Annotated in this window: 29 protein-coding genes; 21 read left to right on the top strand and 8 right to left on the bottom strand. The window is 56.2% G+C overall.

Going from position 1 to position 24,074, the window contains the following annotated elements; translation table 11 throughout:
- Positions 1–18: 18 nt before the first annotated feature.
- On the bottom strand, positions 19–1,644 hold the full coding sequence (locus TH30_RS17380; RefSeq protein ID WP_181850376.1) for a tetratricopeptide repeat protein: 1,626 nt from the start codon (positions 1,642–1,644) through the stop codon (positions 19–21).
- A 135-nt stretch (positions 1,645–1,779) separates the two neighbouring features.
- On the opposite strand from TH30_RS17380, the gene TH30_RS17385 reads away from it, so the two are divergent.
- From TH30_RS17385 to TH30_RS17455, 15 genes are all read left to right on the top strand, one after another.
- The gene (locus tag TH30_RS17385) at positions 1,780–2,358 is read left to right on the top strand and encodes a phage connector family protein (RefSeq protein ID WP_114099495.1); all 579 of its coding nucleotides are present in this window, start codon (positions 1,780–1,782) and stop codon (positions 2,356–2,358) included.
- A gap of 143 nt (positions 2,359–2,501) precedes the next feature.
- Entirely contained in the window at positions 2,502–4,469 is a 1,968-nt protein-coding gene (locus TH30_RS17390) for a phage tail protein (RefSeq protein ID WP_114099496.1), read from the top strand.
- On the top strand, positions 4,469–4,918 hold the full coding sequence (locus tag TH30_RS17395) for a hypothetical protein (RefSeq protein WP_114099374.1): 450 nt from the start codon (positions 4,469–4,471) through the stop codon (positions 4,916–4,918). Before TH30_RS17390 ends, TH30_RS17395 begins: the two co-directional genes overlap by 1 nt.
- Positions 4,919–4,922: 4 nt before the next feature.
- The gene (locus TH30_RS17400) at positions 4,923–6,365 is read left to right on the top strand and encodes a hypothetical protein (protein WP_114099375.1); all 1,443 of its coding nucleotides are present in this window, start codon (positions 4,923–4,925) and stop codon (positions 6,363–6,365) included.
- Positions 6,366–6,420: 55 nt separating this feature from the next.
- Positions 6,421–7,518, top strand: a complete 1,098-nt coding sequence (locus tag TH30_RS17405) for a phage head spike fiber domain-containing protein (RefSeq protein WP_114099376.1) — start codon at positions 6,421–6,423, stop codon at positions 7,516–7,518.
- 9 nt (positions 7,519–7,527) lie between these two features.
- Entirely contained in the window at positions 7,528–7,848 is a 321-nt protein-coding gene (locus TH30_RS17410; RefSeq protein ID WP_114099377.1) for a hypothetical protein, read from the top strand.
- Positions 7,849–7,938: 90 nt separating this feature from the next.
- Entirely contained in the window at positions 7,939–8,865 is a 927-nt protein-coding gene (locus tag TH30_RS17415; RefSeq protein ID WP_114099378.1) for a DUF2971 domain-containing protein, read from the top strand.
- A 29-nt stretch (positions 8,866–8,894) separates the two neighbouring features.
- On the top strand, positions 8,895–10,397 hold the full coding sequence (terL, locus tag TH30_RS17420) for a phage terminase large subunit (protein ID WP_114099379.1): 1,503 nt from the start codon (positions 8,895–8,897) through the stop codon (positions 10,395–10,397).
- A gap of 290 nt (positions 10,398–10,687) precedes the next feature.
- On the top strand, positions 10,688–10,993 hold the full coding sequence (locus TH30_RS17425; RefSeq protein WP_114099380.1) for a hypothetical protein: 306 nt from the start codon (positions 10,688–10,690) through the stop codon (positions 10,991–10,993).
- Between the two features lie 325 nt (positions 10,994–11,318).
- The gene (locus tag TH30_RS17430) at positions 11,319–11,741 is read left to right on the top strand and encodes a DoxX family protein (protein WP_114099381.1); all 423 of its coding nucleotides are present in this window, start codon (positions 11,319–11,321) and stop codon (positions 11,739–11,741) included.
- 88 nt (positions 11,742–11,829) lie between these two features.
- Positions 11,830–12,144 (top strand): hypothetical protein, encoded by a 315-nt coding sequence (locus tag TH30_RS17435; RefSeq protein ID WP_114099382.1) that lies wholly within the window; start codon positions 11,830–11,832, stop codon positions 12,142–12,144.
- The gene (locus tag TH30_RS17440; protein ID WP_114099383.1) at positions 12,137–12,589 is read left to right on the top strand and encodes a cell wall hydrolase; all 453 of its coding nucleotides are present in this window, start codon (positions 12,137–12,139) and stop codon (positions 12,587–12,589) included. Before TH30_RS17435 ends, TH30_RS17440 begins: the two co-directional genes overlap by 8 nt.
- Before the next feature lie 11 nt (positions 12,590–12,600).
- On the top strand, positions 12,601–13,089 hold the full coding sequence (locus TH30_RS17445; RefSeq protein ID WP_114099384.1) for a 3TM-type holin: 489 nt from the start codon (positions 12,601–12,603) through the stop codon (positions 13,087–13,089).
- 115 nt (positions 13,090–13,204) lie between these two features.
- Positions 13,205–13,675 carry a helix-turn-helix domain-containing protein gene (locus TH30_RS17450; protein WP_114099385.1) on the top strand — a complete coding sequence of 157 codons (471 nt, stop codon included), beginning with the start codon at positions 13,205–13,207 and terminating at the stop codon, positions 13,673–13,675.
- Positions 13,676–13,681: 6 nt separating this feature from the next.
- Entirely contained in the window at positions 13,682–14,047 is a 366-nt protein-coding gene (locus TH30_RS17455) for a PIN domain-containing protein (protein ID WP_114099386.1), read from the top strand.
- On the opposite strand, the gene TH30_RS17460 is transcribed toward TH30_RS17455, so the two are convergent.
- Together TH30_RS17460 and TH30_RS17465 are read right to left on the bottom strand one after the other, a co-directional pair.
- Positions 14,009–15,310, bottom strand: coding sequence for a type II toxin-antitoxin system HipA family toxin (locus TH30_RS17460; protein ID WP_114099387.1), 1,302 nt, complete (start codon positions 15,308–15,310; stop codon positions 14,009–14,011). The genes TH30_RS17455 and TH30_RS17460 overlap by 39 nt on opposite strands.
- Complete coding sequence (locus tag TH30_RS17465; RefSeq protein WP_181850378.1) at positions 15,307–15,618, bottom strand: helix-turn-helix domain-containing protein; 312 nt, start codon at positions 15,616–15,618, stop codon at positions 15,307–15,309. Before TH30_RS17465 ends, TH30_RS17460 begins: the two co-directional genes overlap by 4 nt.
- A gap of 185 nt (positions 15,619–15,803) precedes the next feature.
- On the opposite strand from TH30_RS17465, the gene TH30_RS17470 reads away from it, so the two are divergent.
- Positions 15,804–16,163 (top strand): DUF952 domain-containing protein, encoded by a 360-nt coding sequence (locus TH30_RS17470; RefSeq protein ID WP_114099389.1) that lies wholly within the window; start codon positions 15,804–15,806, stop codon positions 16,161–16,163.
- Here TH30_RS17470 and TH30_RS17475 read toward each other — a convergent pair.
- Positions 16,160–16,408 (bottom strand): DUF1413 domain-containing protein, encoded by a 249-nt coding sequence (locus TH30_RS17475; protein ID WP_114099497.1) that lies wholly within the window; start codon positions 16,406–16,408, stop codon positions 16,160–16,162. The two genes, TH30_RS17470 and TH30_RS17475, sit on opposite strands and share 4 nt — an antisense overlap.
- Positions 16,409–16,545: 137 nt before the next feature.
- Entirely contained in the window at positions 16,546–17,658 is a 1,113-nt protein-coding gene (locus tag TH30_RS17480; RefSeq protein WP_114099390.1) for an NADH:flavin oxidoreductase, read from the bottom strand.
- Between the two features lie 164 nt (positions 17,659–17,822).
- On the opposite strand from TH30_RS17480, the gene TH30_RS17485 reads away from it, so the two are divergent.
- Positions 17,823–18,206 (top strand): winged helix-turn-helix transcriptional regulator, encoded by a 384-nt coding sequence (locus TH30_RS17485; protein ID WP_114099391.1) that lies wholly within the window; start codon positions 17,823–17,825, stop codon positions 18,204–18,206.
- Here the strand turns inward: TH30_RS17485 and TH30_RS17490 are convergent.
- Both TH30_RS17490 and TH30_RS17495 read right to left on the bottom strand, forming a co-directional pair.
- Positions 18,203–19,552 carry a HipA domain-containing protein gene (locus TH30_RS17490; RefSeq protein ID WP_114099392.1) on the bottom strand — a complete coding sequence of 450 codons (1,350 nt, stop codon included), beginning with the start codon at positions 19,550–19,552 and terminating at the stop codon, positions 18,203–18,205. The two genes, TH30_RS17485 and TH30_RS17490, sit on opposite strands and share 4 nt — an antisense overlap.
- Positions 19,536–19,769 carry a helix-turn-helix transcriptional regulator gene (locus TH30_RS17495; RefSeq protein ID WP_114099393.1) on the bottom strand — a complete coding sequence of 78 codons (234 nt, stop codon included), beginning with the start codon at positions 19,767–19,769 and terminating at the stop codon, positions 19,536–19,538. The genes TH30_RS17490 and TH30_RS17495 overlap by 17 nt, the downstream gene beginning before the upstream one ends.
- Before the next feature lie 276 nt (positions 19,770–20,045).
- On the opposite strand from TH30_RS17495, the gene TH30_RS17500 reads away from it, so the two are divergent.
- The 4 genes from TH30_RS17500 (at position 20,046) to TH30_RS17515 (ending at position 23,194) form a co-directional block, all read left to right on the top strand.
- Entirely contained in the window at positions 20,046–21,176 is a 1,131-nt protein-coding gene (locus TH30_RS17500; protein ID WP_114099394.1) for a quinone-dependent dihydroorotate dehydrogenase, read from the top strand.
- Positions 21,177–21,345: 169 nt separating this feature from the next.
- A complete protein-coding gene (locus TH30_RS17505) occupies positions 21,346–22,227 on the top strand; it encodes a TIGR01459 family HAD-type hydrolase (protein WP_114099395.1) in 882 nt (293 codons plus the stop codon).
- A 121-nt stretch (positions 22,228–22,348) separates the two neighbouring features.
- The gene (locus TH30_RS17510; protein ID WP_114099396.1) at positions 22,349–22,543 is read left to right on the top strand and encodes a hypothetical protein; all 195 of its coding nucleotides are present in this window, start codon (positions 22,349–22,351) and stop codon (positions 22,541–22,543) included.
- 192 nt (positions 22,544–22,735) lie between these two features.
- On the top strand, positions 22,736–23,194 hold the full coding sequence (locus TH30_RS17515) for a pyridoxamine 5'-phosphate oxidase family protein (protein ID WP_181850380.1): 459 nt from the start codon (positions 22,736–22,738) through the stop codon (positions 23,192–23,194).
- Here TH30_RS17515 and TH30_RS17520 read toward each other — a convergent pair.
- Positions 23,191–24,072 (bottom strand): DMT family transporter, encoded by an 882-nt coding sequence (locus TH30_RS17520; RefSeq protein ID WP_114099398.1) that lies wholly within the window; start codon positions 24,070–24,072, stop codon positions 23,191–23,193. The genes TH30_RS17515 and TH30_RS17520 overlap by 4 nt on opposite strands.
- Between the last annotated feature and the right edge of the window lie 2 nt (positions 24,073–24,074).

The raw sequence follows: 24,074 nt of genomic DNA on the forward strand, positions 1-24,074 counted from the left end.
GGTTTTCCGGGCCCCGTTTCAGTTCCGGCTGTTTTCGGCTTCGGCCTTTTGGGCGCGGTATTTGCTCAGTTCGACGATGGCGCGGCTGCGCTGTTCATAGGAAACTTCCGGTTCGATGGTTTCGCGCCATTCGGGGGCATCGGGATGGCCACCATCCTCGGCGATGGCAAGATAAAGCCATGCGCGTTCAAGATCGCCCGGGACATGTTCGCCGTAATAATACATCCGTCCCATGGCGGCATAGCCGTCGATATTGCCGTTTTCCACGGCCTTTTGATACCAGGGCACGGCCTTTGCCGGTTCTTCGGGACCGCCAATGCCATATTCAAGAAAATGGCCGTAATAATAGGGGGCATCCGGATCACCATTTTCGGCGGCAAGCCCCATCCAGTGGCGGGCAAGGACCGGATCAGGTGCGATATCGCCGCCCCCGGACTGATAGACTGCTGCCAGATTGTATTGCGCCCCGGCATTGCCGCCAATGGCGGCCTTTTGATACCATTCAATCGCCCGGGTCAGGTTGACCTCGACCCCGGTGCCATGCAAATAGCAATCGGCGATATTGACCATGGCAATCACTTCACCAAGTTCGGCGGCATGGCGGAAATGATAGGCAGCCTCGGTTGCATCCTTCGTAACGCCCAGACCATCACGATACAGCACCCCCAACAAGTTGAACGCGCCCGCATGTCCGAGTACCGCGGCCTCGCGCCCGAGCGAGAAGGCATCTTCATAGCTTTGTGCGCGCCCGATACCGTAAAAGGCATCATAGGCCGCGCCATAGAGTTCGTCCGCCTTGGCATCGTTCGGCGAGACGGATGGCGGAGGTGCTGGTGTCGGTGTCGGTGTCGGAACTGTTTGCGATGATGATGTTTGGGGGACGTCGGCGGTGTCCGCGGGCTGGGCGGTTGTGGTTCCCGGGGCCGTTTCAGATGAAGGTGCCGACGCCCCTGTTACCGGGATCGGCCTTGAGGAAAATACCCGGGTCAGATTGCCGTTTTCATCGCGCATCTTGTTGGTAAAGGTGCAGGGCTGTGAGGCGGGATAAAGCCTGAAAAGCGGATCATTTTCGAGAAAGTCGATGGCTTCCTGATAGCCCTGCCTTGCTGCGCAATTATACCAAGCTTCGGCCACTTCCATATTGCCCGGATCAAACAGGGTCGGCTCGAAATTCCGGCCCAGTTTGAACTGGGCATCGGGATAGCCATCCATTGCTGCGGCCCACATGTCGGTATGGCCGCCCCAAATGGATGCCGTGGCCGTCGACGAACTCTCAGGTTTCGGATCGTCGGCGGTGTAGCCCGCCCCGGTAAATTCGCATTCGCCGGTTTCGCTGATGTCGAAATTGTAGGGCACATTTTGCAATTGTTCGATGGCGATGTCATCGCCCTGAAGGGCCGCACATTCAAACCAGCGGATGATCTGTTTGGCCTCGTATTCGTCGATCTCGCCGTCATCCTCGGCATAGTCATAAGACAGCATGATCGCATAAAGGCGCTGGGATGTGGCATCACCGGCATAGGCATCGCGCCGGACCGCATCAAGCGTTTCATCCGCACGTGAAGTCGACACGGGCAGCATAGCAGCAATCAGGGCAGCAAGGATCATTCCTGCAAACGGGACTGCAAACGGGGATCGGGACATGCGTGCTCCAGCAAAGGCGGCCATTCTTGCGGGCCGTTGGCTTTGGTCATCTTGGGCGACCGGTTGGCCTGATTTTGACAATAAATCAACCTGAACGGCAACTGAAATTAACCGGATATGGAGGAGGAAAAGCACATGGCACTCAGTGACATAGCGCTTTGTGTGCGCGCGCAAGTGATGATCGGGGCCAGCCCGGTGTCATCCTTTGACGAAGACAGTGCCGAGGCCGAAATTGCCCGCCTGCTTTATCCGACCATCCGTGACGGCATGCTGGCAAGCTATCCCTGGCGATTTGCCGCGCGCGGGTGCTGGTTGGCGCGACTGGCAAATACCGATGATGCGCGTGATCCCGGTGATGGATCGCATCTTTTTGCCATGCCGCGCGATTTTATCCGCTTGCTGTCGCTTGAAAATGACGGCGGCAAAATCACCCGGTTCGAGCTGCGTGACCGGGCGGTGCTGTGTTCGGCGGATGCGGCCTGGCTTTCCTATGTCGCACGTCTGGCCGAGGGCAGTTTTCCGCCATGGTTTGATCTGGCGCTGATTGTGCGACTGGCAGCGGAATTCTGTCTGCCGCTGACCGAAAGCAGCACACGGGCGGAATATCTGTTCAAGCGGTCCGAGGATCAGTTTCGCGCCGCCCGCCTTGCCGATGCCCAACAATCCACCCCGCATGCGATTGACGATTTTTCCCTTATATCGGCCCGGAATTGAGAGGCGGAGCCTCCGGCACAATGGGCTCCCGCCTGCGCGGGAGCGACGGGTAAGGGAAGCAGAAACACCAGCGTCATCCCCGCGCAGGCGGGGATCTTGGTCCGTAAGCTCATCAGATGCGATATCCAAACAAGGAGGCATTCATGGCCCGCAGGGTTCTTGAGAAAAATACCTTCTCGACCGGGGAACTGGCTCCGGAATTGTGGGGGCGGTCCGATCTGAATGCCTATGCCAACGGGGCGGCACGGCTGCGCAATGTGTTTATCGAGCCGTCCGGTGGCGTGCGCCGTCGTCCGGGCATTCGTCTGATTGACGGGCTGGACGGGCCGGTGCGCCTGATCCAGTTCGAGTTCAATACAGAGCAGACCTATATCCTGGCCTTTGGGGATATGAAGGCAACCGTGTTTGAAAACGGTGTTGCGACCCTGTGGTTTGAAACGCCGTTCGGGGTCGAGCACCACGATCTTCTGAACTGGACGCAAAGTGCGGACACGCTTCTGGTTGTGCATCCCGATGCGCCGCCAGTAAGGATCAGCCGGACTGCGACCGGGGGATGGCAGGTCACATCATGGGCATGGCGGGCAACCGGTCAGCTGACCAGCCAGCCCTATTACAAATTCACCGATCCGGCCGCGACCCTGACGCCATCAGGGGTCAGCGGGACGATCACGGTTACGGCTGATCTTGATCTGTTTGTTGGCGGTCATGTCGGGACCCTGTGGCGGATTGCCGGGATCGAGGGCGAAATGACGGCTGTGTCGGGGCCAAGAACCGCGACCATGGTGCTTAAGGCATCCTTGCCAGATAGCAGTGCGACAACCGATTTCGCCGAGCAGGCCTTTTCTGGTGTCCGGGGCTGGCCGCGCAGTGTGACATTTCATCAGGACCGCATGGTGATTGGCGGATCACGGGATTTGCCCAACCGGCTCTGGATGTCGCAATCAGGGGATCTTTTCAATTTCGAGCTGGGCGAGGGCCTTGATGACGAGGCAATTGAATTTGCGCTTCTGGCTGATCAGGTCAATGCAATTACGGGGGTTTTTGCCGGTCGCCATCTTCAGGTTTTTACCAGCGGATCGGAATGGATGGTGACGGGGGATCCGTTAACGCCCGCCAATATTCAGGTCACGCGCCAAACCCGGATTGGCAGTCAGAGTGACCGTACCGTGCCACTGGTCAATATTGACGGGGCGACGATCTTTGCCGGGCGCAGCGGGCGTGAAATCCGCGAATTCCTGTTTACCGATGTCGAGCAGGCCTATGGATCGGCCGATCTGGCATTATTGTCGCGCCATCTGGTCAATCGCCCGGTCGATCAGACCTTTGACGCCAACCGGCGGCTTTTGCATGTGGTGATGCGTGACGGATCACTTGCCACCCTGACGCTTTATCGGTCCGAGGCAATCACCGCCTGGTCGGCACAGAATGTAAAGGATTGTGATTTTACATCGGTCGCGGTGTCGGGCGGGGATGTCTATGTCAGTCTGCGCCGTGGCGAGCGCTATTATCTTGGCCTGTTTGACGAGGATTGCGGCTTTGACTTGCAGGTGTCGCAATCCCTTGGCGCGGGCGAGGAAGCACGCCGTCACTGGGGCAGGCTTGAGGCACTTGATGGTCTGGTGGTTGCCGGTCTGGTGGTTAATGGTCTGGTGGTTAATGGTCTGGTGGTTAATGGTCTGGCTGATGGCATTGTGATTACCGATTTGGCGGTGGCGGGCGGGACCGTGACCCTACCGCTTGATACCGGTGCGGTATCGGAAATCGCCGTCGGTTTGCCGTTTACTCATGAAATCTTTGCCCTGCCGCCAGCGGCATCGGATGGCAGCCGCCCGCATGGCGGCAATGCCGTGCGGCTGGTATCCCTGACATTGCGATTGCAAAAAAGCGGGCAGCTTCGCGTCGATACCGGGCGCGGCATGCGCGATATTACCCTTCCGGTCACAGGTGATGATGCAGACGGGCTTTATAGTGGCGATATCACAGTGCGAAGCCTTGGCTGGCGGCGCGGCAGTGGCGGTACGATTTCGGCGGGTTTATGGCGGATTGCCGGGGATTTTCCCCGGCCTTTTTTATTGCTGGGATGTGCATCGGAAATGGGGGTGAATGACTGATGGGCGGATTTACATCAATCGTGCCGTTGGCCGCATCGGCCTTGCAGACCGGACAGAAAATTCAGGCAAGTCAGGCCAGTGCACAAAGCCGGGTTGCCGAGCTTGACGCTGCGCGCAAGGCCGAACTGGCCGATATCGACGCCAGACAAAAGCAACAGGACACCGAGCGCGAAGAGACCCTGCGCCGCCGTCAGGCAAGCTTGCGCGCCAGACAGGGGGCATCGGGTTTGATGGCCGGTGGCACCGGTTCGGCCAGTGCGGTTCTGGCCGGATATGAAAAAGCCGCCCTTGATGATCAGGCAACGGATCGTGCCGAGGCCACCCGCAAGCGCAACCAGATCAATGCCAGTGCCAGCTGGCGGGAAAAGTCGCTTTTGCGCACGGCACAGGATGACACGGCCGCACGGCTAAGCGCCTGGTTTGCGCGGCGTGACGGGTTCGGGGGATAAGGCAATGGGAACGGTTTTTACCAATCAGACCAGCGCATCACGCGCCTTTGTCGGTGATGGCGTGCGTGTCAGCTTTGGCTTTGATTTTGCGGTATTTGACGACAGCGATATCAAGATCACCCTTGATGGTGTCGCCCTTGATACCGGCTTTCACGTGACAGTGGCGCGCGGGGATGCTGTTGCGGGTGGCGTGGTGACGTTTGAAACGCCCCCGGCAGACGGCTGCTTGATCGTCATTGCCCGGATGTTGCGGTTACGCCGGTTGAGTGACTATGACGCGATGTCAGTTCCGCGCGGTGATGCGATTGACCGTGATCTTGATTTCATCACGGCGGCGATGGGTGATCTTGACGGCGCACTGGCAGCTACGCTGCGCCTTGATGCGGCAGATCGTGATCAGGCATCGGCAAAACTTCCAAGGATCGCGGCGGGCAGGGTCCTTATCTGGAACCCGGCGGGTGATGGTTTGGCGAACGGGCCGGACGGGGTGGAAATCGCCAAGGCCGCAAGTCACGCAAGCCTTGCACAGGATGCCGCCAACCGGGCAGAGGCCGCCGATGCGCGGTCACAAACCGCACTGAAATCATTTGTGCAAAATGATGCCGGTGCGTTGCTTGATCTTGATTTCCGAAGTGCCAATGCCCTGGTGTGGGAAGATGAACGCCGCATGCCGGTGATTGATGCATCAACCAGCCGGATCATGGATATTCGTGAAACCGGATCACTTGTCAGGTTGTCAAATGGCGCACGGTTAAGCCTTCCGGATGCGTCGCTTGCGCGCAATGGCGTGCGGTATCGGGTGTTTAATGGCGATGGCACCATGGTTGATGTTTCGGCGGCCAGTGGCGATGTGATTGCGCCGGTCCATGGCGGGGCGGAAAACATCCTTTATCCGCTGCCAATCCGGGGCGATATGGTTGATCTGGTCTGTGATGGCGGGGGCACGGGAGGTGCTGGCGGTACTGGCGGGACTAGCGCCCGGTGGTTTGCCTGTCCGGTGCGCGAAAGCGGGCCTGTGGTCAAGCTGTTGCGCACCAATGCGCAAGGCATTCCGGCAGGGGGATCGTTCCTGATTGAATGGGATCAGGTGGTCGAAGACAGCCACAGCCTTTATGACAGCAGCAACCATGCGATCACCGGGCTTGCGCCGGGATTTTACCAGATCGATATCGGCGTCTGTTTCCCGATCACGAATGAGGCGGTGATGACCAGCCTGTTTGTCGAACGGTTTGACGGGACAAGCTGGAACTATCACCTCAGATCGCGCGACATCACAGCAATCGGCAGCGGGGCGGAACATAGCCTGCGTCTTAGCGGTGTGGCACGGATTGATGCAACCCCTGCGACCGGTCTTCGGGTGCGGTTGCTTCATAGCGATGCCCAGACGCGCAATATCGGCGCCAGTGATTTGCTGACCTGGTTGCATCTGCACCGGATTGGCGGTTAGCGCATCTGGTGCGTGCCGGACAAAATTCCCGATTTCATATCAAGGAGTGCATCCGATGGGATTGCGTTATCAGCCGCTTGCGGCCTCGATCAGGTTTGCGCGGGCCTCATTCAAACTGATCCGGGGGGAGGATGGCTTGATCGAAACTCTTGGCAAGGATCAGCCCGGTTTTGATCATGACGCGCTTGGTCGGCGTCTGGGGCTTTTGATCGAGGCATCTGCGACCAATCTGTTGCGCTATTCCACTGATTTTTCAAACGCGCTTTGGGAAAAGAATGCCGGTGTGACGGTTGGCCCGAGTGCAATCATGGCACCTGATGGCAGCAATAATGCCATGTTGCTGGATCTGCCCGGTGGCACAGATGGCATTTATCAGAATGTCGGATCGCTGGTCAGTGGCGAGACATACAGTTTTGCCATCTGGATGCGGGCGGTTTCGGGAACCGCGGACATCACGCTTGGCGGGATTGACGGGCCATCGATGCATGCGATTTCATTGGGTGAAAACTGGCAACGGGTTTCAATCGCCGAACCGGCATCGGGCACGACCCGATATCCGAAAATCAGCACCGCAGTTTCGGGGATTCCTGCATCTGTCCTGATCTGGAATGCGCAGCTGGAAGCCGGGTCTGCGCCGACATCGGATATCATCAGCAACGGCATTCCGGCCTCGCGTGCCGCCGAGGGCGTGACGCTTGATCCCGGCGACTGGTTTGCGCAAGGGGCCGGGACAATGGTGTTTGATTTGCAGACTGCGTCGGCATGGCGCGGCATCTGGCGGATTGTGCAGCTTTATTCGGGCAGTCTTGATGATGACCATCTTGATCTTGGTTATGACAGTGATGCCGGTCAGTTGCGCGTATCCTTGCGCCGCGAAGGTACGCCGATCATCACCCAGTCACTTTATGGCCAATTATCGCCCGATACCCGCCATCGCATTGCGCTGGCCTGGGAGGATGATGGTATCGCCGTCGCACTTGGCGGGGTGGTTTTGACATCACCTCCGGGCTTTGCCATGCCGCGCAATTTTTCCAATATCGTACTGGGATCATACGGGGGAACCGACAAGCACATGAACGGGCATTTGCGCAATCTGGCCTATTGGCCGGAACGGCTTTCGGATGCGCGGTTGGCTGGGCTTTCGGTGGTTTAAGGACAGGTGATGACCAAGGCAGAAAAGACCGATCCAATCGCGAGTTTGCGGGCAGAAATCCTGCGCGATTTGCCCGGCGATATCAAACGGGTGCGCAATGCTTATCGCCGGGCGGCACAGCAGGCAGCGCTTCTGCGCGATGCCAAGGATTTCAACGCGCATCAGGCAGCGTGTAAGACCGCACTCGGGCATCTTGATAGCCTGATCAAGCTTTTGCGCTGGGCGAGTGAGGGGGCGGAACGGGCGAGAGAAGAACATTCTGTCGACTGTAATGGTGCAACTATAGGTGACTTAATTTCCCAAGCTAGGCAAAAACTGACAGCGACTTGAGTGTTAGGCCTATCGATGTTTGGTTGAGGAAGGCTCTACTATCCTTCTATAAGTTGCTTTGAGTAGCTTTCACCAGTCAGATGGTTTGATATGGCAGCCAATATTCCCAACCGATTGTATAAATACCGTAGTTTCAGTGATCTCAGCTTAAGGATGATAGTGTCCGACGAGCTATATTTCGCCGACCCTTCAACATTCAACGATCCCCTAGATTCTAAACCTTGCTTAGAGGTGAACGTGAACGAAATGGAACTGAGGGGCTTGTTGAATACTTTGGTTCAGCAGAGAGTTCTCGCGGAAATGTCAAGTGCGGCGAACTCACTCAATTATCGTGGCCCTAAAACAAAGCAGCATATTGAGCGCTACAGTCAAAAGGCTGGTCATGGTGCAGTCGACAACGTTCTGTGTCTTGCCGGTGGGCTCATTGATGAGCACGAAAATGTAAGCGAAATCCTCTTAGCTGTCGAAATCGAAAGGGAGCTATTGCAGAGGTATGAAGCGGGTATTTTTAGTCTTGCAGAAAGACCGAATTGTCCGTTGATGTGGAGCCACTATGGAGAGCAACACAAGGGACTTTGCATCGGATACTCTATACCTGAGTGCTCAAATGTATCGGTTCGAAAAGTTGAGTATGACAGGGAACGGACGGTCAGAGCCAGTGATGTTCTTGCAATGTTGAATGGTGATCAGCTTGCCAAAGAACAGGTTGATGGAGGTGTGTTGCTCCACAAAGCACCAAGTTGGTCTTATGAAGGTGAGTGGAGGTTAACTGGTAACCGAGGCGTTCAACGTAGCCCGTTAGAGCTGGAGGAAATCACCTTTGGTTTGAGGTGTGCAATGGCTGTGAAGTTCGCAGTATGTAATGCTTTAAAAAACAGAGCTAGGTCTGTGAGTTTTTACGAAATCGTAGAAAGCCGCCCGACGTTTGAACTTACTAGAAGAGAAGTGAATGTCGAGGAGTTGGCATCAGTTTACCCGTTACGTTCGCTAGACAGCCAAAGAGAGTTTGTGGAGTGATATCTTTAACCTAGGATGCGGAAACGGCCATGATGAGTGCAAGTTTTGCCGAGTTCGTGTGGATCTGGGATCAGATGCTGGGGCTTGGCCTGCCGCGGCATCATCGCAGGATGGCGGATTGGCTCGAAAACTGCTGGCAGTCGGGCAAGCGCGAAATGCTTTTGATGGCGTTTCGTAATTCCGGGAAATCAACGCTTGTCGGGCTGTTTTGTGCTTGGCTGCTGTATCGTGATTCCAATCTGCGTATTCTGGTTCTGGCGGCTGATCTTGATCTTGCGAAAAAGATGGTGCGCAACGTCAAACGCGTGATTGAACGCCATCCCCTGATGGCCGGTCACGTGCCCGAACGGTTGATCGACTGGGGGAGCGAGCGTTTTACGGTGGCACGAACTGGCGTCTTGCGCGATCCATCGATGCAGGCGGTTGGTATTGGCGGAAATATCACCGGATCACGGGCCGATATCGTGATTTGTGATGATGTCGAGGTCCCGAAAAACAGCGATACCGCGCATAAGCGCGCCGAGCTTCGCGAGAAGCTTTCCGAGATTTCCTATGTCCTGTCGCCGGGCGGCGCACAGCTTTATGTCGGCACACCGCATAGTTACTATTCGATCTATGCCGATGAAGTCCGGTCGGAAACCGGCGAGGTTGCACCGTTCTTAAACGATTTCTCACGTTTTGTGCTGCCCATCGTCAATAGACATGGATCATCAAACTGGCCCGAACGATTTGATGAAAAGGCGATTGAAGCGATCCGGGCCAGAACGCCCGCGCATAAATTTCAAAGCCAGATGATGCTTGAAATGGTTGCGCCCAATGCCGGGCCGTTTGACCCGGCGCGCCTGCATCATTACGACGCGGAAACCGACATTGAATATGGCAATGGCCGGATGCGGCTTTCGATTGCCGGGCGCACCATGGTCGCAAGTGCCTGCCATTTTGATCCGAGCTTTGGCGGGCTGCGCGGTGACGGGGCGGTGGTGGCGTGTGTTTATATCTGTGATCAGGGCGAATATTGGCTGCATGATATCGCCTGGTTACGCGCAACCAACCCGCTTGACGGCGGGCAAAGCGGCGAAACGCCCTGGCGCGACGAGGCAAGCCAGCTTTGCGCGCAGGTCGCGGCATTTGTCGCGCGCAATCATTTGCCATCATTGCGGGTCGAGACCAATGGTATCGGGCGATTTTTGCCCAATATCCTGCGGCGCGAGCTTAAATCAATCGGATGGGCGGCAAGCGTCGTAGAACATTATGAAGCCACCAACAAGACCACCCGGATCGAGGATGCCTTTGGCGCGGTGATGGGGGCAAGATTGCTTCATATCGGGCAAGCGGTGACCAAAACACCGTTTCTGCGCCAGCTTCGTGAATGGCACCCCGATGGCAGCGGGCATGATGACGGGCTTGATGCGGTGGCCGGATGCATTCTGGCCGAACCGGTGCGCCTTCCACGGGTCGATTTGCCGCTTTATCGGGCCGACTGGCGGGGAAATGGCGGTGTTTTTCGTGCCGAGAAACATTTCAATCCGTGAAAAGCAGGCCGGAAACCTGAGCGAGAGAAAAAACTTTTCTCACAATGCCAAATGGTTAGCGGGCTTGCGTATCACAAATGTGAAATATTCATGGAATTTTCAGCTTTTATCCCTACGTTTATTATATGAAAGAATAGTATTGCGATTTTAATCCTATACCAAAGGGCGGTTTAAGCCGACACAAGACACGTTGATTGCAGGAAACGGCCAGATCGATTTTTTGATCAATTTAGCAGTTCAGGACACCAAGACGCCCCTGTGGGCGCACCTGACTGTCAGGAGGCCTGACCATGTGGAAAACATTGAGCTTGATGGCTGTAATGGCAGCTGCCGTTGCAGTGACAATCCCCGAAGCCTCGGCTTCTCCGGTGTGCGGTGACCGTAGCAAGGTTATCGACAGTCTGAGTGCCAAATATTCTGAAGAACCGGTTGCGGTTGGCGTGACGTCCAATGGTGGCGTGATCGAGGTGCTCAAGGCACCCGACGGGCAGACCTGGACGATCCTGTTTACCTATCCGTCCGGGCCCAGCTGCCTTGTTGCATCTGGCGAAGCCTGGCAGGAACTGGAAGAAAAGATCAAGGGACCGGCTGCCTAGAAGGCATTGAATTGATGCCTCCTGAGCTTTGGTCACGGGCATGGGGCCTGCGCGCGGACTGATCTGTGCTGCACCCTTTGCCAACACAAGTTTTATGCCGCTCATCAAAACCGGGGGTGTTGCCCCGGTCACGATGACCTCCCTGAACTGACCCGCAAACCTTCCGGTTTGCGGGTTTTTCTTTGCAGTGTAATCCTGAGATGGTTCATCTATGCTGCTGAAAAATATGATAAATTTTCACTTTACCTTAACTTATGTTCAGGTTGTAGGGTGCCCGGCTCTGGTCGCCAGATCTTGGGCGACGTGATGCAAGTAAAGGCATGTTATGCAGAAAGTGATTTCAGGAATTCTCGAAAGCCGGTGGTTCTGGTTTTTGGCAAGGTTGTGTCTGGTGGTGATGTTTCTTGCCTCCGGCCTGGCGAAGCTGATCGATTTTGACGGAGGCATGGCAGAGATGCAGGCCGCCGGGCTTGCGCCAGCAGCACTTTTCAACGTCCTTGTGATCATCACGCTTTTGGCGGGTGCTGTTCTGATCCTGATCGACCGGGCTGTCTGGCTGGCCGCCGGGATGCTGGGCGGTTTCCTGTTCCTGACCATCCTGATTGTCCATACATTCTGGAACAAGACCGGGGCAGAAGCACAGATTTCCATGTTCTTTGCCCTTGAACATATTGTGGTTATTGGCGGTCTGATGGCTGCGGCGATCACCAGCCACCTTCGACGCAAGATCGCAGGGCTTTCAGCCTGATCCGTCATTAACGGCATATCCCGATTTTATGGACCCGCAAGCCTTCCGGTTTGCGGGTTTTTCTTTGACCAGATGACGAGGCCCCCCGATGAACGATCCAAGCCAGCCTGTGGATGTGATCTGGTGGATCACGGCGGTCGAAATCCCGGTGGTTGCCAGCCTGTTCTGGCTGCATTGGCGGATGCGCTCCGAGCTGCTTGGCCGGATCGAGGATCAGCGCATTCGCCATGATCGGGAAGCCGGTGATCTGCGCGCCGATCTTGCCGACTTCAAGCTTGATGTGGCGCGCAACTATGTCTCGATCCCGTATCTCAAGGATATTGAAAAACGCCTGACCGGTCATTTGCTCCGGATCGAGGCCAAACTTGACAGCCCGCATAAAAAGGAACTGATCCATGACTGATCTTATGACCCGCCCGGTGACGGAACCGGAAACATTGCCCGAGGCCGAAATTCTGGCCCGAACGCTTTATGGCGAGGCGCGCGGCGAAGACCTTGCCGGGATCGAGGCGGTGGCATCGGTGATCCTTAACCGCGTGGCCTTTGCCAAAAAGCGCGGTCGATACTGGTGGGGCAATGACATCACATCGGTGTGCCTCAAGCCGGGGCAGTTTTCCTGCTGGAACGCCCATGATCCCAACCGCAAGAAGCTTTTGGCGATCAATCCGCGCGACCCGGCCTATCGGCTGTGCAAGCGCATCGCCAAACGGGCAGTGACCGGCGCGCTTCCCGATCTGACGGACGGGGCGACGCATTACCATACCCATGCGGTTGACCCCTATTGGGCGCGCGGGCAGGTGCCGGTTGCCGAGATCGGCAATCATGTTTTTTACAAAAACATCGGATAGGAAGGTATCACGTGATCCCAGCATTGCTTGCCCAGATCGGCCTGCCGCTTTTGATCAAGGCGGTCGGGGCCGGACTTGATCATATCGATAATCCGATCGCCAAAACCGCGGCCGAGGGCCTTAAACAGGTAGAAGTTGCCGTCACCAAGGGCGACGTCACGCCCGCCCAAATCCTTGAGGCCAACCGCCACACCGAACGGATGGCCGAGATTGAACTGGCGCGCGATACCGGGACGCTTAAATCGGTCAATCGCACGATCCGCGCCGAGGTCGCCAGCGAAGACGCGTTCGTGCGGCGCTGGCGGCCAAGCTTTGGCTATGCGGTCGCACTCACCTGGATCATGACCATGGGCGCAATTGCCTATGCCATCATCCTGACCCCGCTTCAGGCCCCTGCCATCATCGCAGCGCTGGTCAATACCAGCCCGATCTGGGGCATTGCGCTGGGGGTCTTGGGGGTGAGTGTGGTGAAAAGGAGTGCGGACAAGAAGATCCAGTGATTTCGTTTATTGCGAATGTTTCGAATATTGCGAATAGATGGGCGCGTGTGTATAAGTAAGAAAGCTACAAGAAAAATTGTAGCCGTGCGCCGGAAAGTGAAATGGAGATTGCAATATGTCCGCAATTCGCAAAGACGACTTTGGCGGTCGATTGCCAACCCAGATTGAGAGTGATACGGCCGATCAGTTGTGTCAGATTATTGCCTCGCAGGCAAAGGAAGGTGAGGATACCAAGCTTACTGTCATGCATGGTGAAGGCGGAGCGGAAACCATCACGCTCAGCCCGGCCCTGACGGAAAGCCTGATGAATTTGTTGCGCCTTGTTTCTGGCCGTCAGGGGTTTCAGATGATCCCGCTTTCGGCAGACTTGACGACACAACAGGCGGCAGATTTGTTGAATGTGTCGCGGCCCTATTTGATCAAGCTGCTTGAGGCGGGCGATATCCCGTACGCCACCGTCGGGCGGCATCGCCGGATCAAGGCAGAGGATTTGTTTGCCTATAAAGCCCGGCGGGATGCAGAGCGTGACGAGGCTTTGTCTGAGTTGGCGAAGATGGACGCAGAGCTTCTTCTGAAAGGATACTGAGCGCGTATGACATATCGGGCAGATCATTTTACAGCGCTTCTTGATGCCTGTGTTCTGGCCGATGTGTTCAAACGGAATTTGCTACTCAGTCTGGCGCGAGCTGAGCTATTTCGTCCGCGCTGGAGCCCCCAAATCCTTGATGAGACCGAACGGGCGATCCTGAAAATTACCAAGGGTGAAGCTGACGGTAAAAAGCAGCGTGCGGTAATTGAGCGGGCGTTTCGGGATGCCTGCGTGACCGGGTATGAAGCACTCATCCCGGCGGTGTCGCTGCCAGACGTGAATGATTGCCATGTTGTGGCGGCGGCAATATCAGCTTTTCATTCATCATGCTTACCCGAGTTGTGTCAGCCAGTGTTTGCAGCGGTCTGATACATCGTCAACGATGATGTCCAGTCTTGGGCTGTCGGCGTCGCTGTTACGCAGCTCTTCGCGGAGCGGCTTGAGGGCGTCTTGCAGTTTTTTGGCGATGGTTTTGACCTGTTTGCGAAGGGCGGTCGGGGAGCTTCCGATGGTGCGTGCCTGGGATTCCCAGTGGGACCAGTCAAGTTTGGTCGGGTCAAATTCGCCGCCGATGGATTGCGCAAGGCGGGGGCGCTGGCTTTTGAAGCAATCGCGGAATGCCGCACCATTATTGACGTCATAAAGCGGGCTGATCGCGGTCTGGACCGATTTCGGGTTCTGGCGATAGATCAGCGAATAGTTTTTGGCATGCGCATCGGGATTGCCGATCAGGACATTGAAAATCACAAAGCCGAGCAATTTCGGAATGTCGCGGGCCGGAACCGTTGCGGCCTTTTTGGTCATGGCAAACATGGCAGCAAGGTCCGGTCCGCCCTGTTTTTCATATTTCAGGTCCGGGTTGATGCCCGTCGCCTGACAGAAATCTTCCTGATGCAGGCGGGTGACGCGCATGCCGTCCGATGTGCGGGCATAGGCGCGGTCAAATCGGGTGACGAACAGCACCGGGCGGTCGTTATAGATCCGGATTTTGGTGTGTGCCGCATCAAGCCCGATGGTGCGGGCAAGTTTCAGGCAGAAATGCTCGGTCCGGGTGGAATCCGGCAGGCGTTCGATATCGATCTTGAGGATATGGGTGCTGGGATAGCCGCCAATCGGCAGGGAAATCGCGCCGCTATCAGGATCAATATAAACCGCTGCCTTGTCATTGACCCCGGCAAGGGACAGAACGACTTCATCCTCGTCAATGAAAAGCGGGCGTTGCGGTAGCTCGGCAATGCGGTGTGCCAGATCATCCGGCGCGATTGGCATCAGGTGTGGCTCTGGGGCGTCGGATGTGGCTTGCTGATCAGGATGGATCAGCATCAAGGCCCCGGCGCAATCACGCCCGATATGTTCAAGCATGCCGAACTCGTCGGTGGGGGCGACGTCAAAGAGCTCGCCAATCTGGCGGCGGACATCCTTTTTATCGGGCAGAAGACCATCAAAGAACGGCTCGATAGCGGTATGGTCAAACGGGCCTGTGCGCAGCGGGATGCTTTGCGAGACCGGATAGGAGGTCGAACGCGCCAGCCATTCCGGGGCATATTCAAAGGACATATAGCCGCGATCATCGGCATTCAGGGTCCCGACGCGATCCTGACCATTGGCAAGAACAAGGAGTGACTTGTTCATGCCCGGGCTCCGTCGGGGTTTTCATCGGCACCGGCATCGTCACCGTCACCGTCACCGTCACCGTCACCGGTATCTGGATCGGAGCTTGCCGTGACCTCCAGCCAGTTGATGTCAATCTGCCCGCCAAGGGCGCGGACAATATCAATCACATTGGCAAGGCCCGGATTGTCGGCCTTGCCGGTTTCGAGCTGACTGAGGAATTTGATGCTAAGGCCCGTCGCAAGCGAAAGGTCGGTCTGCGATAAACCGAGCGCCTTGCGGGCCTTGCGGATTTCGGGGCCAAGCTGGTTTATGCTGGAGATGTGCACCATATCCTCCAAATTTACCTATGGGTAAATATAGACAATGAACAGAGGAAATTCAATGTAAGTTTACCTTTGGGTAAATTTTACCTTCATTCAGAGCTTGGAGATCAAAAGTTTACTTGTGGGTAAAGTTTGGTCAGGTGCGTTTTTGCCTTGTTGTTGCTGCGTTCTGATCCTAAATTCCGTCCATGACAAATATAGAACATGAAACCATTTACCGCGTATTGGGTTCGGACGAATGGGCGGAGGCCCTTAGTGCCGGACAGTATGACGGTGCGCCCCATGATATTGCCGATGGCTTTATCCATTTCTCGACCCAGGACACGCTGGCGGCAACGCTTGCGCTGCATTATGCCGGGCGGGACCATCTGAAGCTTTTGCGGGTGCCGGTAGCACCGATTTCCGCCAAGCTGAAATGGGAACCGGCCCGTGGCGGCACGCTGTTCCCGCATCTTTATGACACCCTGTCGGTCGAATATGTCACCAAGGTCGATGATATCCGCCTTGATGAAAACGGTGTTCACATTCTGCCCGAAGATTTGCGTTAAGGCCGGAATTCCGGCCCGTCAGGCTGCCACAGATATAGCCGCCCGCCGCCCTTTTTCGTGCCGGTATCGATCACGCCGGGGAGCTTTCCTGCGCGCACGGCATTGAGGAAGGCGTGGCCGTATTTGACCTTGTCACCGATATAAAGCTGTGCCCATGCCGGGCCATAAAGCGCGGCAAAATGGAACGGGCCCGGATTGCGGGTGGCAAGGGCGGCCCAAAGGGATTTGAGATCAAGTTCCGTCATGGCAGGCATCAGACCATTGTCAAAAGCCCTGCGCATTGTTCTGGCGCAAAGTGCGAAAAACACCCGGCCTGATACGACAACAGCCCGCCAGGATCCTGGCGGGCTGTTTTGCATGTGCAAGGCAGTGGGCAGAGGGTTTACACCAGTTCTGCCAGTGCGGCCGGGCTGAAATCTTCGAGCTGGTCAAATGCACCCTTGGCGACCTTGTTGGGCCACTGGGCATCGGTGATCAGCGCACGGCCAACCGCGATCAGGTCAAACTCGTTGCGTTCCATGCGTTCCACCAGACCATCAAGGCTGGATTTCTGCGAGGATTCACCGGAAAACGCGCCGATAAAGTCGGAATTCAGACCAACCGAACCGACCGAAATGGTTGCAGCCCCGGTAAGCTTCTTTGCCCAACCGGCAAAGTTCAGGCCCTTTTCCCCGTCAATTTCAGGGAATTCCGGTTCCCAGAAACGGCGCTGGGAGGCGTGGATGATATCCACACCGGCCTCGACCAGCGGGGCCAGCCATGACGTCATTTCATCAGGCGTGGTGGCAAGACGGGCGGTGAAGTCCTGCTGTTTCCACTGGCTGACACGCAGGATGATCGGGAAGTCCGGACCAACGGCGGCACGCATTGCCGCCACAACTTCGCGGGCAAAGGTCGAACGTTCGGCAATGGTCTTGCCGCCAAAACGATCGGTGCGCAGGTTGGTGCCCGACCAGAAGAACTGATCAATCAGATAGCCGTGCGCGCCATGAATTTCAAAGGTGTCAAAACCGGCATTTTTGGCATCAAGGGCGGCCTTGGCGAAGGCTGCGATGGTGTCGGCAATGTCGGAGTCAGACATGGTATTGCCGCGTGGCTGATCCGGGCCAAGAAGACCCGACGGGCTTTCGACCGGGGCATCGGGTTCCCATTCGGTAGAGGCGCGGGTTGATCCGGTGTGCCAGATCTGCGGGCCCATTTTGCCACCGGCGGCATGAACGGCATCGGCAACCGCTTTCCAGCCGGCAATGGCCGCATCGCCATGGAAGAACGGAATGCCCGGATCATTGCGCGAAGCCGGGCGGTCAACCACCGTACCCTCGGACAGGATCAGGCCAACGCCGCCTTCGGCGCGTTTGCGGTAATACTCGGCATTGATCGCGCCGGGAATGCCGTTTTCGGCCTTGGTCCGGGTCATCGGCGCCATGACAATGCGGTTGGGCAGATCAAGGGTTTTCAGCGCAAAAGGCTGAAACAGAATATCTGTATTGGTCATCACGGAAATCTCCGGTTCATGAAAGTCTATGTTGGAGACTAGATATATGTTATATACTTGGTGTCAATGAGGCACCTTGAGGAAACCAGGTATACTCAAGGAAACCGCACAGCTCTGGTTGAGGCGGTTGGGGCCATTAAACTGCGCGTTGGAAAGGATCCGTCATGGAAATGAAGGAATGCTCGGTCAGGGAATTCCGGGCCGATTGCCCGAGCCGGAACCTGTTTGACCAGATCGCTGATAAATGGTCGATGATGATCCTGGCGGTGCTGGCCGACGGGCCGCTACGCTTTAACGCGATCAAGCGCGGGCTTGAGGGCATCACGCAAAAGGCCCTGACCCAGACGTTGCGCAAGCTTGAACGCAACGGCATCATTTCGCGCAATGTGATCGCGACATCGCCCGTGGCGGTTGAATATGAAATCACCCCGCTGGGCCGCACCCTGATCGAGCCGTTCAAGGCGCTTTATTACTGGACCAAGGAAAAAATGCCCGAAGTCGAAGCCGCGCGCGCGGCGTTTGACGAACGGATGAAAGAGAATACCTAGGAGCCCATCCCCCAGCCGCCGCCTTGTGCGATGAAGGTGTCGCGGGTTTTTTGGGTGACAGAAACATCAAGAATATCGGCAAGGATCGCAATGTTTTGCGAGATCATGTCGCGGCAAGATTTAAGAGCCGTGCCGTCGAGCATATCCAGATTGTCTTCGATATCCTGAAGAAGTTTGCCCAATTCCTCAAAATACCGATGGCGGGCTGTTTTGTTGTTCATGGGGCGCGACAGGCCAAGGGCCGAAATGAAGGCGGTGATATCGGCATTCTCCAGATTCTCAATCCGGTCCGCCTGCCCGATCCTGAATGAAAAATCATGGGTAACTGATGGATCAAGCCAGATTGGGACAATGTCATAGGCCGGTGCAAGGACCGGTTTGCTTCCCAGGTCCGGATACAGGATCGCGTGGTTTTTGGCGTGATTGTCGGTATTGCCGACTGCAAGGTTGAAAATCGATAATGCGATAAAGTGGTTCCGGGAGATCAAAGGAACGTCTGTTTCACCCAGAATGCGTGACAGGCTGGCTGCCGAGAATTTGTGATCCTCATTGCCATTGCGCTCATATTTAAGAACCGGTGCCAGCGAGAGTGCCTGACAGAAATCTTCCTGATGGATGCGGTGGATGTACGGGCCGTCAATCTTTCTGTCAAAGCGTTCGATCAACAGGGCCTTGCAGCCAGAAATCTCGATGGCCTCAACATTGGCAACAGGCATTTCCAGAACTTTTGCCGCAAGAGCCATCAAGGCAGCTTCTTGTGAAACAAGGGCTTCTTCCTCGCGCTTGGGAACTTTTACGATATGGGTTGTTGGTGCGCCGGATCCTGATTTGGGCAGACCAAATTTCCCGTTTTCCAGTTTGGTGACGGCAATTTTACCCTGTACGCCAGCCAAGGGGGAAGGATCCTTTTGCATGTCGCGTAACCTGCGCCGATCCCGCAGATTGATAACGATATCGCCAAGGTCATCTTCTGACAGGGTGTCATAATCCTCGATGATATTGCCGGGCATTTTTGCCGGTTTCTCGCCGGACGGAACGCAGGATATGGCGCCAGGGCAGTCGCGCCCGACATGGTAAAGCAAGCCTGCAATATCATCGCGGTCAATCCGGTGTTTTGCCATGACCTGATCAAGAGAATTATTTTCCTGTAACAGATTGGCAAAGAAGCCGCGCGTTATATGATCGGGAAAGCGTTCCTGTGTGACCGGCATGGATAATGACAACTGGATTTTGGCGTCAAATGCCGAAGGGCTATAGGAAAATCCAAGGGAGTTATCTTCATTTCCAACAAGCTGGCCGACAGGGGCTTCCCATCCTTCGATATAAACATCAAGCAGTATGGTCATGAAGTGCCCCCTCGTATCCGAGTTTCAGGCCCAGTTCCCTGCAAACATCCAAAGCCAGGCCGACATTGACGCCCGGTGTGCCCTTTTCCAGCTCGCCAATCAGTTGCCGGGAGACACCCATCATGGATGCAAGGTAGGCTTGCGTCATGCCAAGCGTCTTGCGGCGTTGACGGATTGCCCTTGCAAGGTCGGATGTGTCTCTAATAAGGGTGAGCATGACAACCTCAAAATGTCAGGAATATTTGACATTTTATGCTTTCTTCCAGGAAAGTCAACAAATGTCAGGAATATATAACTTTTGCTGGTGGTGGCGTTACTCTTGTGAATAATGTTATATATATCTGACATTTCGTCTTGGGGTGAAGGATATTGGCATATTTGCTGTGATGCTGAATTTGCCGTTTCAATCCGGATGAGGCCATTGTCCCTTGCCCTGTTGGGCCGCCACGCGTAAGAACAGGACAGGTTGTCATACGCAAAAGGAGCAGCTCGCGTGGGGTGGTACAAGTCACTGGTTTTGCCGATTGTCCGCTGGATTGATGCAGAGACCGCACATGGTCTTGCCATCTGGGCATTGAAAAACAATCTGGTGCCGCGTGCGGATGATGCAACCGACGCAACGCCAAGCCTTGAATGTGAAGTGTTCGGGCGCAAATTTGCCAATCCGGTCGGCCTTGCCGCAGGGTTCGATAAAAACGGCGAAGTCCCCAATGCCGCACTTTCGCACGGGTTCGGTTTTGTTGAAATCGGATCGGTCACGCCTTTGCCGCAACCGGGCAATCCCAAACCCCGTCTTTTCCGTCTTTATTCCGACCGCGCGGTGATCAACCGCATGGGGTTTAATAATGACGGGGCGGAGGTCGTTGCCGCCCGCCTGCGCAAACGTGCGCGCCGTGGCATCCTTGGGGCCAATCTTGGCAAAAACAAATATTCCGAAGATGCGGCCGATGATTACGTCAAGGGGGTCGAAGCCCTTGGCCCCTATGCCGATTATCTGGTGGTCAATGTGTCTTCGCCCAACACGCCGGGCCTTCGCGCCCTTCAGGGCCGTGCGCCGCTTGAAAAGCTTTTGAAAGCGGTGCTTAAGGCACGCGACAGCTTTGCCAAGGGGGTGCCGGTCTTGCTTAAGGTCGCACCGGACCTGACCGACGAGGACAAATCCGACATTGCCGCAGTCGTGCTTAAGGTCAAGGTCGATGGCATGATTGTCTCGAACACTACCATTGACCGGCCGGTCGGGCTTAACTCCTATGATCAGGATGAAAAGGGCGGACTTTCCGGCCCGCCTTTGATGGAGCCATCGACCAAGGTTCTGGCCGATTTTTATCGCCTGACCGAGGGCAAGGTGCCGCTGGTCGGGGTTGGCGGGATTGCATCGGGCAAGGATGCCTATGAGAAAATCCTGAGCGGTGCATCGCTTGTGCAGCTTTATTCATCGCTGGTCTATCACGGGCTTGAGCTTGTCACCGAGATCAAGGAAGACCTTGAACGCAGACTTCGCAAGGATGGCTTTGCCAATGTTGCGGATGCGGTCGGAGCGGCCTTCCCGGAAATTTCGGGCAAGAATATCCCGGTGGATGAGGCGCGTGCTGCGAAGGATGCGGTTGAAGCCAAGAAAGATTGAGCCCGCTTGATTGATGGATGCCCGTACCCGCCTTCGCGGGCACAGGCTCTTCGCGGGCAGGACGGATGAGTTTTCAATGCCATGATCCGGCATCGTCATCCCCATCCCCATCCCCGCGCAGGCGGGGGCCTCGACCCGCAGGTAATCATATTTGAACAGGAACATGTAAATGCGAACTGCCCCCTATGAAATGATCAACGGCCTTTCGGAAGTGATCGGCAAATATGATGCCGTGATCCTTGATCTTTGGGGGGTGGTGCATGACGGTGTTGATCCCTATCCAAACTCGATCCCGGCGATGACCGCACTCAAGGAAGCCGGCATTCCGGTGGCCCTTTTATCAAACGCACCGCGTCGTTCATCGGTCGTCACCGGCCGGATGGAAGAGATGGGCATTGCGCGCGATCTTTATGGTCCGGCGGTGGCATCGGGCGAGATCGCCTATCGCCAGCTCGTGGATCGTACCGATCCCTGGTATGCGAAGCTGGGCCGCAAGGTTTTGATGGTGGGGCCAGTGCGCGATATGTCGATGTTTGAACATCAGGATGTCGAGATCGTCAAAACCGTCGAAGATGCCGACTGGGTCCTGATCACCGGCCCGAACGAGGATTTCGATCCGGTCTCGAAATATGAAGACCTGCTGCATGCGCTTTTGGCCCGCAACCTTCCGGTCCTGTGCCCGAACCCGGACCGCGAAGTGATCCGGGGTGGCAAGCGTATCATCTGTGCCGGTGCGATTGCCGGGCGGTATGAGGAACTTGGCGGCAATGTCCGCTGGGAAGGCAAGCCGTTCGCCAGTGCCTATGATTTCTGCCTGCAGATGTTCGATAAGGGCCCGGATGCCAGATTGCTCGTCGTCGGCGACAGTATCTCGACCGATATTGCCGGTTCGAACAATGCCGGGCTTGATGTGGCGCTCGTGACGGGAGGCATCCATGCCGCCGAACTGGATGCCCCGCGTGGTACCCTTCCGACCCGTGAAAAGCTCAATGCGCTTCTGGCGGCAACGGGGCGTCACATCACCTATGCGATTGGGGATTTTTGCTGGTGAGCCGCTACTTTCGGATCACCCATTGAGGGTGGGCTATGGGGCGGTCGCCAAAGCTAAAACGATTTACTACAGTAGCGATGGTTGCAAGTACTGTTGTCCAGACTGTCATACTAGGTAAGTGATGCGCGAGATAACGATTGAGGAATTGGCAGCGAAAGTCAGCCAGAAGAAAGCCGAGATGGGCTATTCTGGTGGCGGCTTTGTGCAACCAAATTCCGGTCGTCGACGCACCGAAAGCAAGCGCGCACTGTTGCGCAATATTGCCGCTGCGGCGCTTGAGCGTGGTGAAGAACCGCCATTCAAGGCCAATTACTGATCTGGCTGGACTGGTTGTATCGCCCGCTTTCTTCGGATGGCGGGTTTTTTGTTTTCGGGCGGGGTGTTTTGGCGCGTGTGGTGCGGGGGTCCCGATATTCTGTCATCGCTGGTGCGCGCTGCCCCTGCTGGTTCTTCTGGTCTGTATGGGGATGGGGTGACAGAATGGGGTACCACAAAAAGGAAATGCCCCATGCTCAATGATGATATCCGTGATTATGCCAACCGGTCGGTTCTGTGCTGGCTGGCGACCGGTTCCGAAGACGGACCGTCGGTCAGCCCGAAGGAAATCTTTGCCTGTTATGGCGAGGACCGGATCATCATTGCCAATATTGCCTCCCCGCAATCGGTGCAAAATATCGCCAGTGATCCGCGCGTTTGCGTCAGTTTCGTTGATGTGTTTTCCCAACGCGGCTGGCAGCTTTATGGTGCTGCAACCCTGATGCGCAAAGGCGATGCGGGGTTTGAGGATCGCCAGGTCATCTTGCAGGGCATGGCCGGGGATGCCTTTCGGGTGGCGACCCTGTTTGATGTCACGGTGACCAAGGCCAATGAAATCCTTGCCCCCAGTTACCGTTTCAAAAAGGACATTACCGAGGCCGATATGCGCGACGGGGCCATGCGGACTTATGGGGTCAAGCCGCGCGACTAGCTCTCGGACGCAACCTTGCTTTCGCGGAAGATGACGAACAGGCCGCTTGCGGTAATGATTGCTGCCCCGACAAAGGTCAGCATGTCAGGCGTTTCGCCCCAGAACAGCCAGCCAAGGGCGGTGGCCCAGATCAGGGCTGTGTAGTCAAAGGGGGCGACTGTCGGCGCCTCGGCAAAGCGGAAGGCCTGTGTGATCATGGTAATTCCGACTGAGCCAAAAGCCGCAATCGCAACAAACCGCCAGATGTCCTCGGCCCGGATAGGTGTCCAGACAAACAAGGCCGGAATACAGGTCAGAATGGCGCTGGTCAGGCTGAGATAGAGCAGCAATGTCCACATGCTTTCGCGGGTGTCGACAAAGCGCGCGCTCAGCATCAAAAACGCATAGGCAAGCGCGGTCGCAATCGGCAGGAGAGATATGAGCTCAAACGTAGCTGCGCCGGGCCGGACAATGACCAGAACACCCATGAAACCCACAATGACCGCAAGCCAGCGCCGCCATCCCACGCGGGCAATGAAAATCGCCGAAAGGGCCGTGATGAACAGCGGCGCGACAAAGGCGAGTGCGGTTGCCTCTGCCAGGCCAAGGTGATGGATGCTGGTAAAGAACATGACTGTGGCGGCAATCCAGATCACACCGCGCATGAAATGCACGCCTACCCGGGTCGAGCGCAACCCGTGATAGCCCCCCATTTTAAGTGCGAGCAGGAAGGCAAAGGGAAGGGCGATCATATTGCGCAGGAAGATGATCTGGAACGGGGAATAATGATCCATCAGGCTTTTGGCCAGCGCATCATTGATGCAAAGGGCCGCCACACCGGCGCACATGGTCATGATGCCGACAAGGTTGTTCTGGCGTGATGTGTTGCTGGACGTCATCG

Source organism: Thalassospira profundimaris (assembly GCF_003326795.1).
GTDB classification, from domain to species: Bacteria; Pseudomonadota; Alphaproteobacteria; order Rhodospirillales; family Thalassospiraceae; genus Thalassospira; species Thalassospira profundimaris_C.